16 protein-coding genes are annotated in these 14984 nt (G+C 73.6%); 5 read left to right on the top strand and 11 right to left on the bottom strand.

The genetic code is table 11. From position 1 onward, the window contains the following. Nucleotides 1-103: 103 nt before the first annotated feature. Nucleotides 104-922, bottom strand: coding sequence for a M15 family metallopeptidase (locus JG616_RS05070; protein ID WP_199391858.1), 819 nt, complete (start codon nucleotides 920-922; stop codon nucleotides 104-106). Nucleotides 923-1021: 99 nt separating this feature from the next. Between JG616_RS05070 and JG616_RS05075 the strand changes: the two genes are divergently transcribed. Further along, on the top strand, nucleotides 1022-1456 hold the full coding sequence (locus JG616_RS05075) for a hypothetical protein (protein WP_199391859.1): 435 nt from the start codon (nucleotides 1022-1024) through the stop codon (nucleotides 1454-1456). Nucleotides 1457-1507: 51 nt separating this feature from the next. Here the strand turns inward: JG616_RS05075 and JG616_RS05080 are convergent, their stop codons facing one another. Together JG616_RS05080 and JG616_RS05085 are read right to left on the bottom strand one after the other, a co-directional pair. Continuing rightward, nucleotides 1508-2752, bottom strand: coding sequence for an endonuclease/exonuclease/phosphatase family protein (locus JG616_RS05080; RefSeq protein WP_199360443.1), 1245 nt, complete (start codon nucleotides 2750-2752; stop codon nucleotides 1508-1510). A gap of 59 nt (nucleotides 2753-2811) precedes the next feature. Then, on the bottom strand, nucleotides 2812-3543 hold the full coding sequence (locus tag JG616_RS05085) for an arginyltransferase (RefSeq protein WP_199360445.1): 732 nt from the start codon (nucleotides 3541-3543) through the stop codon (nucleotides 2812-2814). 174 nt (nucleotides 3544-3717) lie between these two features. On the opposite strand from JG616_RS05085, the gene JG616_RS05090 reads away from it, so the two are divergent. Then, entirely contained in the window at nucleotides 3718-4416 is a 699-nt protein-coding gene (locus JG616_RS05090) for an EF-hand domain-containing protein (protein WP_199360447.1), read from the top strand. Between the two features lie 104 nt (nucleotides 4417-4520). On the opposite strand, the gene JG616_RS05095 is transcribed toward JG616_RS05090, so the two are convergent. From JG616_RS05095 to JG616_RS05110, 4 genes are all read right to left on the bottom strand, one after another. Next, the gene (locus tag JG616_RS05095; protein ID WP_199360449.1) at nucleotides 4521-5654 is read right to left on the bottom strand and encodes a sigma-70 family RNA polymerase sigma factor; all 1134 of its coding nucleotides are present in this window, start codon (nucleotides 5652-5654) and stop codon (nucleotides 4521-4523) included. Between the two features lie 76 nt (nucleotides 5655-5730). Then, on the bottom strand, nucleotides 5731-6579 hold the full coding sequence (locus JG616_RS05100) for a DUF2007 domain-containing protein (protein ID WP_199360451.1): 849 nt from the start codon (nucleotides 6577-6579) through the stop codon (nucleotides 5731-5733). A gap of 4 nt (nucleotides 6580-6583) precedes the next feature. Continuing rightward, nucleotides 6584-7486 (bottom strand): acyl-CoA thioesterase II, encoded by a 903-nt coding sequence (gene tesB, locus JG616_RS05105; RefSeq protein ID WP_199360453.1) that lies wholly within the window; start codon nucleotides 7484-7486, stop codon nucleotides 6584-6586. 69 nt (nucleotides 7487-7555) lie between these two features. After that, nucleotides 7556-8101 carry an N-acetylmuramoyl-L-alanine amidase gene (locus tag JG616_RS05110; protein ID WP_234446620.1) on the bottom strand — a complete coding sequence of 182 codons (546 nt, stop codon included), beginning with the start codon at nucleotides 8099-8101 and terminating at the stop codon, nucleotides 7556-7558. A gap of 66 nt (nucleotides 8102-8167) precedes the next feature. On the opposite strand from JG616_RS05110, the gene JG616_RS05115 reads away from it, so the two are divergent. The 3 genes from JG616_RS05115 to JG616_RS05125 all read left to right on the top strand — a co-directional run bounded on the left by JG616_RS05115 (nucleotide 8168) and on the right by JG616_RS05125 (nucleotide 11836). Further along, nucleotides 8168-8704, top strand: coding sequence for a hypothetical protein (locus tag JG616_RS05115; RefSeq protein WP_199360457.1), 537 nt, complete (start codon nucleotides 8168-8170; stop codon nucleotides 8702-8704). Continuing rightward, nucleotides 8701-10857, top strand: coding sequence for a bifunctional 23S rRNA (guanine(2069)-N(7))-methyltransferase RlmK/23S rRNA (guanine(2445)-N(2))-methyltransferase RlmL (gene rlmKL / locus JG616_RS05120; protein WP_199360459.1), 2157 nt, complete (start codon nucleotides 8701-8703; stop codon nucleotides 10855-10857). The genes JG616_RS05115 and rlmKL overlap by 4 nt, the downstream gene beginning before the upstream one ends. A gap of 106 nt (nucleotides 10858-10963) precedes the next feature. Beyond that, a complete protein-coding gene (locus tag JG616_RS05125) occupies nucleotides 10964-11836 on the top strand; it encodes a pirin family protein (RefSeq protein WP_199391860.1) in 873 nt (290 codons plus the stop codon). Between the two features lie 86 nt (nucleotides 11837-11922). Here the strand turns inward: JG616_RS05125 and JG616_RS05130 are convergent, their stop codons facing one another. From JG616_RS05130 to JG616_RS05145, 4 genes are all read right to left on the bottom strand, one after another. Further along, nucleotides 11923-12369 carry a hypothetical protein gene (locus JG616_RS05130; protein ID WP_199360463.1) on the bottom strand — a complete coding sequence of 149 codons (447 nt, stop codon included), beginning with the start codon at nucleotides 12367-12369 and terminating at the stop codon, nucleotides 11923-11925. 103 nt (nucleotides 12370-12472) lie between these two features. Then, nucleotides 12473-13195: an endonuclease V gene (locus JG616_RS05135; RefSeq protein WP_199391861.1), complete on the bottom strand. Its 723-nt coding sequence runs from the start codon at nucleotides 13193-13195 to the stop codon at nucleotides 12473-12475. A gap of 5 nt (nucleotides 13196-13200) precedes the next feature. After that, nucleotides 13201-13926, bottom strand: a complete 726-nt coding sequence (murU, locus tag JG616_RS05140) for an N-acetylmuramate alpha-1-phosphate uridylyltransferase MurU (RefSeq protein ID WP_199391862.1) — start codon at nucleotides 13924-13926, stop codon at nucleotides 13201-13203. Nucleotides 13927-13936: 10 nt separating this feature from the next. Continuing rightward, complete coding sequence (locus JG616_RS05145) at nucleotides 13937-14950, bottom strand: phosphotransferase (RefSeq protein WP_199360469.1); 1014 nt, start codon at nucleotides 14948-14950, stop codon at nucleotides 13937-13939. Nucleotides 14951-14984 lie beyond the last annotated feature (34 nt).

A 14984-nucleotide genomic window follows, 5' to 3' on the forward strand; every position in this document is an offset into this window, starting at 1 on the left:
GCCAGCAACGCGCCCCGGGCGACGTCTCGCGTCGGCCGGGGCGCGGGTGGGCTGGCGGCGATGGTGTTCGTTGCGGTCAATGTAGCCGCAGCGCGCCGCGATCTCAATCGGTCCGCGCGGTCCCGTCGTAGCGCCAGTGCCAGGGTTCGTGGACGATTCCGTGCGGATTGTCGCGCGGGTAGCTCATCGTGAACCCGAGCCCGCCCGCATGGGCCTGGAGCCAGGCGAACGCCGGCGTGGCCTCGAAGGACTCCTCGGCGGCCGGCTCGCCGGGCGCGCTGACGTCCACCGCCCGTCCCGAATGATGCTCGGACCAGCCGGGGGCGGCGTTGACCGCCAGGATCTCCGCGATCTCCAGGCCCCGGGCCAGCTTCCGCTCGACGATCCCGGCCTGGTAGGCGTGGCTGCGGTAGCCGGACACCGCCTCCAGCACGATGCCGTCGCCGGCGGCCGCATCGACCAGGCGCCGCCAGCCCAGGGCGGCGTCGGCGCGCAGCCAGAGCGCGCGGCCGTAGCGGTCGCGCCCGGCCAGGGCCAGCCACGCGGGCTCGGACTGCAGGGCCAGCTCCGTGCGTCCGGCATAGGCCTCGCCGTCGATGCCGAGCGCGTCCAGGCACAGCGCCAGCCGGGTCGGTGGAAGCGTCGGCACCGCATCGATTCCAGCGCGCCGTGCCCGCCGCGGTGCATGGGCCAGGGCGCGGAGCGCGGCGTCGAGGCCGGGTTCGCGTGCCAGCCTCGGCACCAGAGGCTGCAGGCCTTCGGCCAGGTCGGCCGCCAGCAGGGTGCCATCGCGCTTGCGCCGCAGCACGCTGCGGGCCCGCGCCAGCAGGCGCGCGTCGCGGTTGCCGCGCGCGCGCAGCAGGCCGCCGGGCCAGATCTCGATGTCCGGCGTGTTGACGAGGATGGCGTCGCGGTGGCGCATGGACACAGGCTAGCCGCTGGCGCGCGGGCCCGCCATCGCACGGGCCGCCGACGGCAGGTCTGCCAAGATGCCTGCCCCCCTTCCTGGAGCCGCCCGCCAATGACAGGTCGCAACGGCTATGCCGTGTTCTTCTTCCCGCAGGCGCTGGAGGCGCTCGGGGATGCCATCAAGCCCTATATCCAGGACAGCCCGGTGGTCGGGCCTCACGTCGCGTGCGACGAGGTCGATACCGCCGGCGCACTGATCGAGATGACGCTGAAGGGCCGCATGCCCACCGGCGAGGAGGTGGACCTGGAACTGATGGTGCCCGCGTCGATGGTGCGCATGATCGTCTCGCGGCAGAGCGGCGGGATGTTCGGCTTCGGGCCGCGCAGCTACGAGGCCGCCGCGCCGCTGCCGATGCTGCCGATGGTCGGCCCGTCCGCTCCGCCGGCGGAGGCGCCGGCGCAGGCGGTGCCGGAGAGTGCGGACGCGGGATCGCCCGGCGTGGAGGACGTCCCGGCCGGGGACGCCGGCGGCAAGCCTGCGCCCTGAGAGGCGCCGCAACCGGCCGACGCGCGCCACCGGGTGCGCGCCCGCGCGGGCTCACGGGTTGGCGAGGTCGACCCAGATCAGGCGATGGTCGGTGCCGTCGATGATCCCGGCGCCATCCGTGCCCGGGGCCGGCCAGAACACCCCGGCATTTCGCAGGCGGAATCCGCTCGAGGGCAGCGCGTAGTCCAGCCGCAGCGGGCCGACGCGTGGCCCGAAATCGCCGGTGGCATGCCCGGCGTCACCGCGGCGGTCGGGCCGGTCGGCGCCCTGGGCATGCCGCGCGCCGGCACTGGCCGGCGGGTCGGCGCGCAGCACGCGCGGATGCGACAGCAGGCCGGTGATCGCCTCGTGGCGGCCGTCGCCGTCGACGGGGTCGTTGTTGAGGTCGCCGAGGATCACGAATCGCGCGCCTGGATCGAGGCCGCCGCAGCGGCCGGCGTCATCGCACAGCCAGCCGGCGCGGCCGCCGCCGAGGTATTCGGTCCACAGCCTGATCTCGTCGTGGTTGCGGGCGCCGTTGCGGTCCTCCGGGCCGTCGAAGACCGGCGGCGTGGGGTGCGAGGCCAGCATGTGCACCGTGCCCAGCGGCGTGCGCACCGGCACGTCCCAGTGCGATTTCGACGACAGGCGCAGCTGCGACCAGATGGCATCGTCATGCCAGGGTCCGCCGGTCGCGGGATCCACGGGGCGCGCGGCGCCCGGCATGGCACTCCAGCGCAGCCGCTGGAAGGTGCGGATGGCCGCGGTGTCGATGGGATGCATCGACAGCAGCAGCATGCCGTACTGGCCGGGATGCAGGCCGTAGCCCCAGGCGTCGTTGCCGCGCCCGCGCGCCGCGGCGGCGTCCTCGCCGTCCACCGGTCCGGCTGCGCCGACGTCGCCGCTGCGGTCGAGGTCCAGCCCGCTGGGAACGCCGGTGTTCACCGGCGCGAAATAGCGGTAGCGATAGCGCAGCGCATCGCCGCCGCCGGCCTGCGGTACTTCGAGGTAGTCGCGCTGGAAGGCATCGGCGGCGCGGCCGGACGGGTCGAAGTCGAATTCGTTGACCAGCACCACGTCGGGGCGGACGCGCTGCAGCACCGCGGCCACCTTGCGCGCGTCGCCGTCGCCGGCCTCGAGCCGGCGCAGCAGGCCGCCGGACGCGTCGGAATACAGCGAGGCGTTGTAGGTGGCCACGCGCAGCGTTGCCGGCTGCATCGCCTGGCCCGGATCACCGTGCACGTTCACTCGCACGCAGCCGGCGAGCAGGACGCACGCGGCAAGCGCCCAGGCTGCACGCCTGCCGGCGGACGCCATGCGGGGCGATTCCGGCGCGGCCGGCCGCATCCGGTGCAGGCGCGCGAGCGGTCGCGCACTCACGCCTCGCCACCGCGCGACAGCGGCTGCCAGGCGCGGCCGTCGAACTGTTCGAGGGGTTGGAACCTGCGCTTGTAGTCCATCTTCCGGTGTCCCGATATCCAGTAGCCAAGGTAGAGGTGGCGGCGGCCGTCGCGGCGCGCCCATTCGATCTGGTGGAGGATCGCCAGGGTGCCGAGGCCGCGTGCGGCGTCCGCCGGATCGTAGAAGGTGTAGACGGCGGACAGCGCGTCCTCCACCAGGTCGGTGACCGCCACCGCCAGCAGGCGTCCACCGGCACGCAGTTCGAGGAAGCGGCCCTGCGACCAGCTGCCGACCAGGAACTGGGCGAATTCCGGCTTGCCGTGGTCGTCCATGCCACCGCCGGGGTGCCGTCCGGTGAGGTAGCGGCGATACAGCTCGAAGCGCTCGCTGTTCTCGCCCGCCGGCAGGATGCGCGCCTGCACGTCGGCATTGCGCGCGAGGCAGCGGCGCTGGCTGCGGTCGGGTACGAAGCTGTCCACGGGGATGCGGACCGGCACGCAGGCGCGGCAGCCGTGGCAGTGCGGGCGGTAGACCAGGTCCCCCGAGCGGCGGAAGCCCCAGGACAGCGCGCGCGCATAGCTCTCGGCCAGGCGCGGGTCGCCGGGATCGAGGACCAGGTCGCGCGCGGCGCGCTCGGGCCAGTAGCCGCAGGGGTGTTCCGCGGTATGGAACAGGCGCAGCGCCGCCGGCTCGGTCATGGCCGGCATGCTGCGCAGGAGGCGGAAGCGACGCGATGCATGCGGGCAGGATACTGCGCCCGGTCGCAGCGGCCGCGACCCGGCTGGGAGCTGAACCCCGTTGCCGGCCGGTCAACGGTCGCGCGGTGCCGTGCGTTGAACGGGGCACTGCAGCACTGTCGCTGCCGCAAAGAGGAGTCACGCATGAAGCGTCATGCCCTGTTCTTCGCCACCGCCCTCGCGCTGGCTTCCGTGGGTGTCGCCGGCATGGCGGCCGCCCAGTCCCCGTCCGTCGCGCCCGCCAAGGCCGCCGCAGGCGACGCCACCCGCGACGCCAAATCGGAGCGCCCGATGCGCGATGGCCGGCATGGCGCCGGCCACCACGGCCGCCGCGGCCCGGGCGGACATGCCATGTGGGGCGGCGTCGAGCGCATGGACGCCGACGGCGACGGCCGCGTCAGCCGCGCCGAGTTCGACGCCGCGAAGGCGGCACGCGACGAAGCCCGCCAGGCCCACGCCGCCCGCATGGCCGAGCGCCGCGCGGCGCCTGGAACGGCCGCCGCCGACGCCCCGCCCCGCATGCGCGACGGATACCCGGACGGCCCGCGCATGGGCCGCCGTGCAGCGGTCGATTTCGACGCGATCGACGCCAATCGCGACGGCTTCATCGTCCGCACCGAGGTCGCCGCGCACCAGGAGCGCACGCGCGCGCAGCGTCGCGCCGAAGGCGGGAAGCGCCTTGCCGAGGCGTTTGCCGCCGCCGACCTCAACCGCGACGGCAAGCTGAGCCGCGTCGAGGTCGACGAGAAGATGCCGCGCCTGTCGAAGCGCTTCGCGTGGATGGACGACAACCGCGACGGCGTCCTCAGCCGCGCGGAGCTCGAGGCGGGCAAGCGCCGCTGAGCCTTTGCTCCCGTCGGACAGGGGTGGCCTCGGCCATCCCCTCCAGGCCCGCACCGCCAGGTGCGGGCTTTTTCGTGCCGCGAGGGCGCGGGCGTTGAGCGGCCTCAGCCCTTGAAATACAGCAGCAGCAGCCCGCCGATGATGGCGAGGTTGCTGATCGCCACGCCGCTCGGGCCGAAGGTCAGCCGGTACAGCAGCTGCCGCATGCGCGCGCCGTCCGGATTGCGCATGGCGTCGCGGCGCAGCAGCGGCTTCATCACCCGGGCCAGCGGACCCAGCAGCTGCCAGTTGAGGATGGCGATCGCCGCCAGCGCCAGGGCGTAGGTCGCGACCAGGCTGTCGAAGCTGAAGGCCGCGGCGAGGGTCAGGCCCACGGCCACCAGCGAGGTCCAGATGTAGGTGTGGTAGACCCGCAGGATCCCGGCGCGCTCGGCGTCGTCGTCGGCATAGGCGGTGAGCATCTTCCGGCACAGCCACGCGGTCACCAGGCCGGCGAGCAGCCCGCCGCCCAGCGCGCCGGCCGTGCCCAGCACGCCCTTGCCCAGCACGCCGCCGATGACGCTGCCGCCGACCTTGGCGAACCCGGCGGCGGCGGCCGGCCGGCTGAAGCCGAGCATCGCGGTCACGCCGACGGCGAACGCGGTGCCCGGCGCCGTGGCCCGCGCGAAGTCGCCGAAGCGCGACAGCAGGTCGCCGCGCAGGCTCTTGCGCGCACGTGACAGGCGCTTGCGCACGGCCGCGTCGGACATGCCGAGCAGTTCCGCCACCTGGCGCGAGTTCTGGCCTTCGCGGTAATAGAGCAGCAGCACTTCGCGGCTGTCCTCGGGAAGTTCGGAGATGAGCTCCGCCGCCATGCGCTCGCGCTCGGCGTCGATCAGCTGCTCCTCGGGCAGGAGCGAGGGGTCGGCCGCGTGGCTGATCGCGATCTCCGCCGCTTCGCCGCCGATCGCGCGGTTGCGGTGCCGGCGCAGATGGTCGAAGGCCAGGTTGCGGGTGATCTGGCGCAGCCAGGGCAGGAAGCTCGACGGATTCTGCAGCCGCCTGAGGTTCTGCCAGGCCGACAGGAAGGCCTCCTGCGCGATGTCCTCGCTGGCGGTCGGATCGCGCGTGATCGCCAGGGCCACCGCGGTCACGGTGTTCTGGCTGGCGACGATGATGCGCGTATAGGCCTGTTCGCAGCCGCCGGCGGCGGCCGGCAGCTCGCGGTGGATGAGGGCGTCGATGGCGCAGGCGGTCATGTGCGGCTCGCGTGGCGGTGCCGGGCTGGCACCCGATCGTATCCAGACGGCGCCGGCCGCGGAACGTGACCGGCGGTCAGGGCGCCGCGTCGTCCAGCAGCCAGTCCCGGCCCTCGCGCCGCACCGCCAGCGTCCGCGGCGGCGCGGTGCCGACCGCCAGCTGCACCGTGCCGCGGCCCGATCCGTCGGTGGTGTAGCCGGAAACGGCCACCGCGACCCGATCGTCCCCGCAGGCGGAGGCGGAGAGCACGTCGAGGCCGGCGGCGGCCAGCTCACGCAGCAGCTCCGGCGCCGGGTCCGCGCCGTCGATGGACAGGCAGGCGCGCGGGTCGCCGGCAGCGGACAGCTCCGAACGGACCAGGGTCGCGGCCAGGGCGGGCGGCGTCGCCACAACGAAGGCGGTGTCCGGCAGCGCGGTGATGTCGGGAACGCCGGAGAGCGGCGATGCGGCCGGGGCCGCAGGCGCGTCCGGCGATGGCCCGGCGGTCGGCGTTGCCAGGCCCGCGGGCGCGGTGTCGTCGCGCCCGGCGCGCCAGGCGAGCATCGCCAGCGCCGCCATCACCGCCACCGCGAGCAGCAGACCGTAGCGGAAGCGGCCCCCGCCGCGCGCCGGTTGGGCGGCGGCAGCGCCGGCACCGGCACCGGCCGCCTGGCCGCTTGGCAGGAAGCCCTGGCCGCGCGCCGGGGACTGCAGCAGTCCGGCTTCGCGCAGCATGCGCCGCGCCTCGGGCTGCTGGTCCGAGCGGATCACCCAGACCGACGGACGCGGCGCACCGCCGCCGCCGTCGCGATAGCTGAAGTTGCCGCGGATCGCGCCGCGATAGGAGCGTCCGTTGCTGACCCGGGCCTCGATGCCGGCGTCGGTGAGCATCCGCGCGACCGCCTCGACGTTTTCGATGCGCGGGCTGGAGAAGACCTGGCGCACGTCCTCAGCCCGCCGCCGCCGGCGCCGCGGGGTCGCCGCCCACCACGCGGATCATGCCTTCCTGCGCGGTGCTGGCCACCAGCCGGCCCTGGCGGTCATAGATCAGGCCGCGCGCCAGCCCGCGCGAGCCCTGCGCGCTGGGGCTGTCGATCGAATACAGCAGCCAGTCGTCGGCGCGGAACGGGCGGTGGAACCACAGCGCATGGTCGAGCGAGGCCATCTGCACGTTCGGCGTGTAGTAGCTGATGCCGTGCGGGAAGGTGGCGGTGCCCAGCAGCTGGAAGTCCGAGGCATAGGCCAGCAGGGCCCGGTGCAGTTCGGGCGCGTCGCCGACCTTCTCGGCCAGGCGGAACCACACCTGCTGGTAGGGCGGGCGCTTGGGCGGATTGAGCTCGTCGCGCGGATAGACGTGGCGGAATTCGAACGGGCCGCTGCGGTCGAGCCAGCGCTGCACCTTGGTCGGCAGGGTTTCCAGCACCGAGTCCGGGACCGCATGCGCGGGCTCGATGTCCTCGGGTCGCGGCACTTCCGGCATCGACAGCTGGTGCTCGGCGCTGCGCTCCGCGTCCTGGAACGAGGCCGCGCAGAAGAAGATCACCTTGCCGTGCTGGATCGCGGTGACCCGGCGCACGGAGAAGCTGCCGCCGTCGCGGGTCCGGTCGACGTCGTAGACGATCGGATGGTCGATGTCGCCGGCGCGCAGGAAGTAGGCGTGCAGCGAATGCGCGCCGCGTGGCTGGGTCAGCGTCGCCTGCGCCGCGGACAACGCCTGTCCCAGCACCTGCCCGCCGAATACATACTTGGTGCCGATGTCGCGGCTCTGGCCGCGGAACAGGTTGTCCTCCAGGCGCTCGAGGGTGAGCAGGTCGAGGAGTTCGGAGGCCGGGGCAGGGGTGGTCTGGGGCATCCGGCGATTATAGGCGGCGGTCCATGACCGGCGGCCTGCGCGCCCCTGCAGGAGCGGCTGTAGCCGCTCCTACAGGAGGGGCTGCAGGGTGGTGGCGGCGAGGATGCGGTCCCAGGGGAACAGCGGGCCGGGGTCGCGCTTGCGGCGCACCTGCAGGCCGGGGTCGTCGCTTGCGGGAACCTGCTGCGCGTCGAGGTCCTCGTGGCCGGCGATCCAGCGCAGCGCGGGCAGCTCCGCGCACAGCGCCTGCAGGAGTGTCGACAGCGCATCGAGCTGCGGCCCGGGATAGGGCTCGTGCATCGCCTGGCGCCGCGAATCCAGCCAGTCGGGCCATCGGCCGCTGTTGACCAGTTCGATCCCGACGGAGCGGGGATTGAACCCGCGCACATGGTGGGCGATGCGCGCTGGCTCGACCCAGCGCTCGACCTGGCCGTCGCGGTCGATGTACCAGTGGCCGCTGTTGCCGGTGCCGCTGGCCGGGTAGAGCACGCGCGCGCCGTATTCGCGGGCGGTGGCGAGGTCCGGAAGCTCGGTGCAGTGGATCACCACCAGGTCCACCTGCGACAGCGGCCGCGCGTCCAGCAGGCGTTCGTAGGGCAGGGGGTCGATGCGCACGTGGCGGCCCGGGCTGGAGACGGCGGCGATGCTAGCATTCACGGTTCCCCCGGTACCGGCGACACCATGAGCCTTCGCGGCCACTGCATCCTGTCCCATGGCTTCGAAAGCGGCCCCGACGCGACCAAGGTCACCGCGCTCGCGGACGTGGCCGAACGCCTCGGATGGAGCCATGAGCGCCCCGACTACACGGCGTTCGACGCGCAGCGCGAGCTCGGCCGCCACGGTGACGTGGCCGCGCGCCTGGCCCACCTCCGGGCGCTGGTGGCGGCGCGCGCCGCCGACGGCCCGCTGGTGCTGGCCGGCTCGAGCCTCGGCGCGTGGATCTCCGGGGCGGTCTCGCTGCAGGCACCGGTGCGCGCGCTGTTCCTGATGGCGCCGCCGGTGAACCTGGCCTCGGCGCATCCGCTGCAGGCGGCACCGGTGCCGACCGCGATCATCCACGGGTGGGGCGACGAGCTGATCCCCGCCGCCGACGTGGTGGCCTGGGCCGCGCCGCGCGGCGACCGGCTGCTGCTGGTCGACGACGGCCATCGCCTGTCCGGCCACGTGGAGGCCTCGGCCGCGCTGTTCGCGGAACTGCTCGGGTCGCTCGCGCCGTGAGGTTCTTCGCAAGCTGCGGCAAGGGCCTGGAATACCTGCTGGCCGACGAGCTGATGGCGCTCGGCTGCGAGCGCGCCACGGCCACGGTCTCCGGCGTCAACGTCGAGGGCGAACTGGCCGACGCCCAGCGCGCGGTGATGTGGTCGCGCCTGGCCAGCCGCGTGCTGTGGCCGCTCGCGGAATTTCCCTGCGACAGCGAGGACGTGCTCTACCGCAAGGTCGCCGAGCTGCCCTGGGCCACCCACCTCGCGCCCGGGCGCACCCTGGCCGTCGATGCCCGCGTGTCCGGCGAGGGAATCACCCACGCGCGCTACGCCGCGCAGCGGGTCAAGGACGCGGTGGTCGACAGCCTGCGCGCCGAAACCGGCGAGCGGCCCGACGTCGACCTCGAGTCGCCCGACCTGTTGCTCAACCTGGTGGTGCGCAAGGGCCGCGCGATCCTCTCGGTCGACCTGGCCGGCGGGGCGATGCACCGGCGCGGCTGGCGCCGCTCGCAGGGCGACGCACCGCTGAAGGAGACCCTGGCCGCGGCGGTCCTGCTGCGTGGCCACTGGCCGCAGGTGTACGCCGAAGGCGGCGCGCTGCTCGACCCGATGTGCGGCAGCGGCACTTTGCTGGTGGAAGGGGCGTCGATGGCCGCCGACGTCGCGCCCGGACTGCTGCGCCACGGCGGCACGGCGCCGTCGCGCTGGAGCGGCTTCGACCTCGCCGCCTGGGACGCGCTGCGCGCCGAAGCCCTGGGGCGCGAGCAGGCCGGCCGCGAAGCGCTGCGCCCGGTGTTCTTCGGCAGCGACGTCGACCCGGCCGCGCTGCGCGCCGCGCGCGCGAACGCCGAGGTGGCGGGTTTTGCCGCGGCGATCCAGTTCGACGAGCGCCAGGTCGCCGCGCTGCAGCCGATGGCGCAGCTGCGCGGCCTGGTCGCGAGCAATCCGCCCTACGACGCGCGCCTGGCCGCCGATGCCCAGCTGTATCGCGGCCTGGGCGATGCGCTCCGGCGCATCGCGCCGTACTGGCGGGCCAGCCTGCTGTGCGGCGACCCGGAGCTCGCGCGCGCGACCGGGCTGCGCCCGCAGAAGGTCTACCAGCTGTTCAACGGCGCGCTGGAGTGCTCGCTGCTGGTGGCCGATCCGGTCCAGCCGCCGCTGCGCGAGGACAGCGCCCCGCGCCCGCTGAGCGCCGGCGCGCAGATGCTGGCCAATCGGCTGCGCAAGAACCTGCGGGCCTCGAAATCCTGGCGCGTGCGCGAGGACATCTCCTGCTACCGCGCCTACGATGCCGACCTGCCGGAATACGCAGTCGCGATCGACGTCTATACCGAGGCCGACGACCCCGACGCGACCTGGCTGCACGTGCAGGAATACGCGGCGCCCGCCGACATTCCCGAGGCCGACGTGCGTCGCCGCTTCGGCGAAGTGCTGGCGGCGGCGCGCGAGGTCTTCGGCGTCCCGCGCGAGCGCATCGCCACCAAGGTCCGGGCGCGCGGCAAGGGCGGCAGCAAGTACGCCGGCGGCGCGGCCGAGCGCCGCGGCGAGTCCATCACCGTGCGCGAAGGCGCCGCGCGTCTGCGCGTGAACCTGTTCGACTACCTCGACACCGGGCTGTTCCTGGACCATCGCCCGCTGCGCGCGCGGCTGCAGCGCGAGGCGCGCGGAAGGCGCTTCCTCAACCTGTTCTGCTACACCGGCGCGGCCACCGTGCACGCCGGCGTGGGCGGCGCGGCCAGCACCACCAGCGTCGACCTGTCGGCGACCTACCTGCAGTGGGCGGCGGACAACCTGCGCGGCAACCGCGTCGACGGCCGCACGCTCGCCGGTCACGCGCACCGGATGGTGCAGGCGGATGCCGTCGCCTGGCTGGAGGCGGACACGGGCGAGTACGACCTGGTCTTCTGCGACCCGCCGACCTTCTCCAACTCCGCGCGCGCGGATGATTTCGACATGCAGCGCCAGCACGTGCGCCTGCTGCAGGCGGCGGTGGCTCGGCTGTCGCCCGACGGGGTGCTGTACTTCTCCAACAACTACCGGCGCTTCCGCCTGGACGAGGAGGCGGTGGCGGAGTTCGCGCACTGCGAGGACATCACCGGCGAGACGATCCCTCCCGATTTCGCGCGCAACCCGCGGATCCACCGCGCCTGGCGGCTGCGGCGCAGGTAGGTCGGGGGCCGCCTTCGCGCGCGGGACCGCAGCGTTGCAGGGGCGGGGCTTCCGCGCCGCCGTGGGGCCGCCATGATGGAGGGAGTCCCCTCCACAGGAGCCCGCCATGGCCCCCACCCGCTTCGATTCCACCCGCGTGGTGCGCAAGGTGCGCGGCCGCGCCGCGTCCGACGGCGCCGGCGTCAAGCTCACGCGCGTCATCGGCGGCCAGGAGCTGCCCGACCTCGATCCGTTCCTGCTGCTGGACGAGTTCGGCACCGATCGCCCGGAGGATTACCTGGCGGGCTTCCCCGACCACCCGCATCGCGGCTTCGAGACCGTGACCTACATGCTCGACGGCCGCATGCGCCATCGCGACAACCACGGCAACGAGGGCCTGCTGGTCCCCGGCGGCGTGCAGTGGATGACCGCCGGGCGTGGCCTGGTGCACTCCGAGATGCCCGAGCAGGAGGCCGGCCGCATGCGCGGCTTCCAGCTGTGGGTGAACCTGCCGGGGCGGGACAAGATGTCCGAGCCGCGCTACCAGGAGTTCGCGCCGGAGCGGATTCCGGTCGCGCATCCCGTGGACGGCGTCGAAGTGCGCGTGGTGGCGGGCGAACTCGCCGACCGCGACGGCCGCCAGGTGCACGGTCCGATCGACCAGCCCGCCACCTCGCCGCTGTACCTGGACGCGACGCTGGACGCGGGCATGGCCTGGGAGCACCGGCTGCCCGAAGGCCACAACGCCTTCGCCTACGTGTTCGAGGGCGAGGCCATGCTGGGTACCGGTGACGAGGCGCGCGCCGTGGCCAGCCAGGAGTTGGCGATCCTCGGCGGCGGCGACCTGCTGCGCATCGAGGCCGGCGCGGCCGGGGCACGCGTGCTGCTGGTGGCCGGCCGGCCCCTGCGCGAACCGGTGGCGCGCCACGGCCCGTTCGTGATGAACACGCGGCAGGAACTCATGCAGGCCTTCGTGGACTTCCAGGAAGGCCGCTTCTGACGGAGCCGGTCATGGGCCGGCTGGTCATGACGCGGTCCGGGCCGTCGTGATCCGGCCCGTGCTGGCCGACCCCGGTCAGCGGTCGATCAGTTGATCGAAAGCCGGACGTCGTCGAAGCGCAGCGCCTCGGCCAGCGACATCGCGTGGGCGAGCTCTTCCTCGCTGCGGCCGCGCAGCGAGATGTGCGCCACGTGGCGGCGGTCGATTTCGACCTGCGTCTCGCGGACCTCGGTGCCGGTGCTGCCCGAGAGCTCGCCGCGGTACCACCAGGTCTCGCCGCCGTCGATGCGCGCTTCCTGCAGGCGGTTCGGGCGGCGCGGACGGAAGGTCGAATCGGTGGTGATCATCACCGCGAGCACCTGCTGGCCGTCGCTTGGGCGGATGGCCTTGCAGAAGGTATAGCCGCTGCCGTCGAGCGTGTCCCAGGCAAGGCCGCTGTTGGCGGGAAGCGTCGGGCAGGTGCCCACGGACTGGGCCTGGGCCGCTCCGGCCATCAGCAGGACGGCCGCGGCCAGCAGAGTCTTGGCGTACATGTGTTTTCCCCTTGGGGCGCGTGGAGATTGCGGCCCTTCCCCGATCCTGTCGGTGCGCGCCGTGCAAATCCGTGATGTGTGTCACGGATTGAGCGCAAGCGCATCATTCGCCAGCGGTTTTTCCCGCCGGATCGGGTTCCAGCAGTGCGCGTGCAAGCCGCAGCGGCTCGGGGAGCCAGTGCGCGCGCATGAAGCGCATCACCAGGTCGGCGGTCGATGCCAGCGCGACGCGGTGCGCTGGGGACACCACCAGCGGTGCGCGGTCGGTGCGACTGCGCAGCAGCCAGCCCACCTGGCGACGGGCCGCGTCGCGCAGCGGCGTATAGGCGCCGCGCGTGTCGTGGGTATCGGGCGCCGAACCCATCAGGATCTCGCGGGCCACGCCGATGCAGGGCACGCCGGTCGCGACGCCGGCATGCGCCGCCACGCCGAGTCCCTGCGGATGCGCGATGCCGTGGCCTTCGACGAAGGCGAGGTCGGGTGCATGCGGGAGTCCGGACAGGGCCGCGACCATGGCGGGCATCACCTGGAACGATCGCGGCGCATCGGCCCCGGGCCAGGGGTTCGCCACCTGCACCACCTGCCGGCCCAGGACGGCGAGGGTGTCGGCGTCCAGGAGCACCGCGGCGGCACCGGGCGTTCCGCCGTCCGCGGGCAGGTCGAACGCCAGTCCCGCGACCGTGCGCAGCGGAACCGCGAAGCCGTCGCGCCGCTGGACCCGTGAGGCCAGCCGCGCCTGGAGTTCGCGGGCATGCGCGGGCGTGCCATCCCATGCGTCGATGCCGGTGCCGGGCGTCGTGTCCATCGGGTCGAGGGGCCCGGCCATGGCGGTCAGGACGTACGCCCGGCGTCAGGCGGCTGTTCGAGTTCCCGCGCGAGCGCCTCCAGCCTGGCGGGCGTACCGACATCGGTCCAGCGGCCGCGGTGGTGCTGGCCGGTGACGGCGTTGCGGTCCATCGCCGCGCGCAGCAGCGGGGCCAGCTTGAAGCGTGGCGGATCGTCGCCGGCGCCGGGCATGTCCCCGATGGTGGCGCGCCAGTCCTGCAGCAGCGAAGGTCGATAGATGCCGATGCCGCCAAAGGTCAGGCGCGGACCGCCGTGGCCGTGCACGCGGCCTTCGTCATCCAGGGAGAAGTCGCCCTGCGGGTGATGCGTCGGGTTGTCGACCAGGACGAGGTGCGCAGCGCCCTCCGGCTCGCGCGGCAGGGCGGCGAAATCCAGGTCGCACCAGATGTCGCCGTTGACCGCGAGGAAGGGCGCATCGCCCAGCAGCGGCAGCGCGTGCAGCATGCCGCCGCCGGTCTCGAGGGGAATGTCGCCCTCGAAGGCGTAGTGCAGGCGCACCCCCCAGCGGCTGCCGTCGCCCAGGGTGGCGGGAAACCTGGGCGCGAGCCACGAGGTGTTGAGCACCACGTCGCGCACGCCCACGGCCGCGAGCTTCTCGAGGTGCCAGGCCACCAGCGTCCTGCCGCCCGCCTCGAGCAGCGGCTTGGGCGTGGTGTCGGTCAGCGGGCGCATGCGCTCGCCGAGTCCAGCGGCGAAGACGAGGGCCTTCACGGCGGCGCGCTCAGGCGGCCGTCATGGCGGCGAGCGCCGGCCGCACGTGGCGCTCGATCACCCCGGCGAGCGGGGCGAGCTCGGGATGGTGCGGCAGCGCCTCGTCCAGGTAGGCCAGGAAGCGCGGCGCGTCGGCGATGTACTTCGGCTTGCCGTCGCGGTGGTGCAGGCGGGCGAAGATCCCCAGCACCTTGAGGTGGCGCTGGATGCCGATCAGCCGCGCGTCGCGCAGGAAGCGCTCCGGCGCCGCCGGAACCGGCACGCCGGCGTCGATCGCGCGGGCGTGGTAGCGCAGCAGCCAGCCCTCCACGCGTTCCGGCGGCCAGCTGAGGAACGCGTCCTTGAACAGGCTGGTCGGGTCGTAGGCCACCGGGCCGAGCACCGCGTCCTGGAAGTCGAGCACCGCCAGGCCGCCTTCGACCGGCATCAGGTTGCGCGGCATGTAGTCGCGGTGCACCAGGACGCGCGGCTGGGCCAGGGCGGCATCGATCAGCACGCGGTAAGCCAGGTCCAGCGCTTCGAGGTCGCCGCAGCCGGGCTGCACGCCCAGGTGGCGGCCGAGGAACCACGCGTCGAACAGGCGCAACTCGCGCGCGAGCAGGGCTTCGTCGTAGCGCGGCAGGTCATCCGGGGCCTGGATCGCCTGGATGCGCAACAGCTGGTCGATTGCGGCGTCGACGTACGCGTCGGCACTGGCGGGGTCGATGGCCTGCAGCAGGGTGTCGACGCCAAGGTCCTCGAGCAGCAGGAACCCGCGCTCGACATCGCGTGCCAGCACCCGCGGAACGCGCACGCCGCCGCCTTCGAGCAGCGCGTGCATGCGCAGCCACGGGCGTACGTCCTCCAGCTCCGGCGGGGAATCCATCACCACCCGGGTGGCGGCGCCCGCGTCGCGTGCGCGCCAGTAGCTGCGGAACCCGGCGTCGGTGGACGCGCGTTCGAGGGTCAGGGTGTCGCTGCCGGCGGCGGCGCGTGCCCAGTCGCCGCGCTCGGTCGCGCGACTGTCGTGGATGGCGGTGGTCATGCGGTCTCCGGGCCGGCGAGGCGGCGTCGGTGCA

It is taken from the genome of Luteimonas sp. MC1895 (genome assembly GCF_016457215.1).
Classification (GTDB): Bacteria; Pseudomonadota; Gammaproteobacteria; order Xanthomonadales; family Xanthomonadaceae; genus Luteimonas.

Excerpts from the sequence above, each read along its gene's own strand:
- JG616_RS05075 (WP_199391859.1), top strand. The coding sequence starts at position 1,022 with ATGACAGGTCGCAACGGCTATGCCGTGTTCTTCTTCCCGCAGGCGCTG.
- JG616_RS05070 (WP_199391858.1), bottom strand. The coding sequence starts at position 922 with ATGCGCCACCGCGACGCCATCCTCGTCAACACGCCGGACATCGAGATC.
- JG616_RS05145 (WP_199360469.1), bottom strand. The coding sequence starts at position 14,950 with ATGACCACCGCCATCCACGACAGTCGCGCGACCGAGCGCGGCGACTGG.
- JG616_RS05135 (WP_199391861.1), bottom strand. The coding sequence starts at position 13,195 with ATGGCCGGGCCCCTCGACCCGATGGACACGACGCCCGGCACCGGCATC.
- JG616_RS05115 (WP_199360457.1), top strand. The coding sequence starts at position 8,168 with ATGAGCCTTCGCGGCCACTGCATCCTGTCCCATGGCTTCGAAAGCGGC.
- JG616_RS05130 (WP_199360463.1), bottom strand. The coding sequence starts at position 12,369 with ATGTACGCCAAGACTCTGCTGGCCGCGGCCGTCCTGCTGATGGCCGGA.
- JG616_RS05080 (WP_199360443.1), bottom strand. The coding sequence starts at position 2,752 with ATGGCGTCCGCCGGCAGGCGTGCAGCCTGGGCGCTTGCCGCGTGCGTC.
- JG616_RS05090 (WP_199360447.1), top strand. The coding sequence starts at position 3,718 with ATGAAGCGTCATGCCCTGTTCTTCGCCACCGCCCTCGCGCTGGCTTCC.
- JG616_RS05095 (WP_199360449.1), bottom strand. The coding sequence starts at position 5,654 with ATGACCGCCTGCGCCATCGACGCCCTCATCCACCGCGAGCTGCCGGCC.
- tesB (WP_199360453.1), bottom strand. The coding sequence starts at position 7,486 with ATGCCCCAGACCACCCCTGCCCCGGCCTCCGAACTCCTCGACCTGCTC.
- JG616_RS05125 (WP_199391860.1), top strand. The coding sequence starts at position 10,964 with ATGGCCCCCACCCGCTTCGATTCCACCCGCGTGGTGCGCAAGGTGCGC.
- JG616_RS05085 (WP_199360445.1), bottom strand. The coding sequence starts at position 3,543 with ATGCCGGCCATGACCGAGCCGGCGGCGCTGCGCCTGTTCCATACCGCG.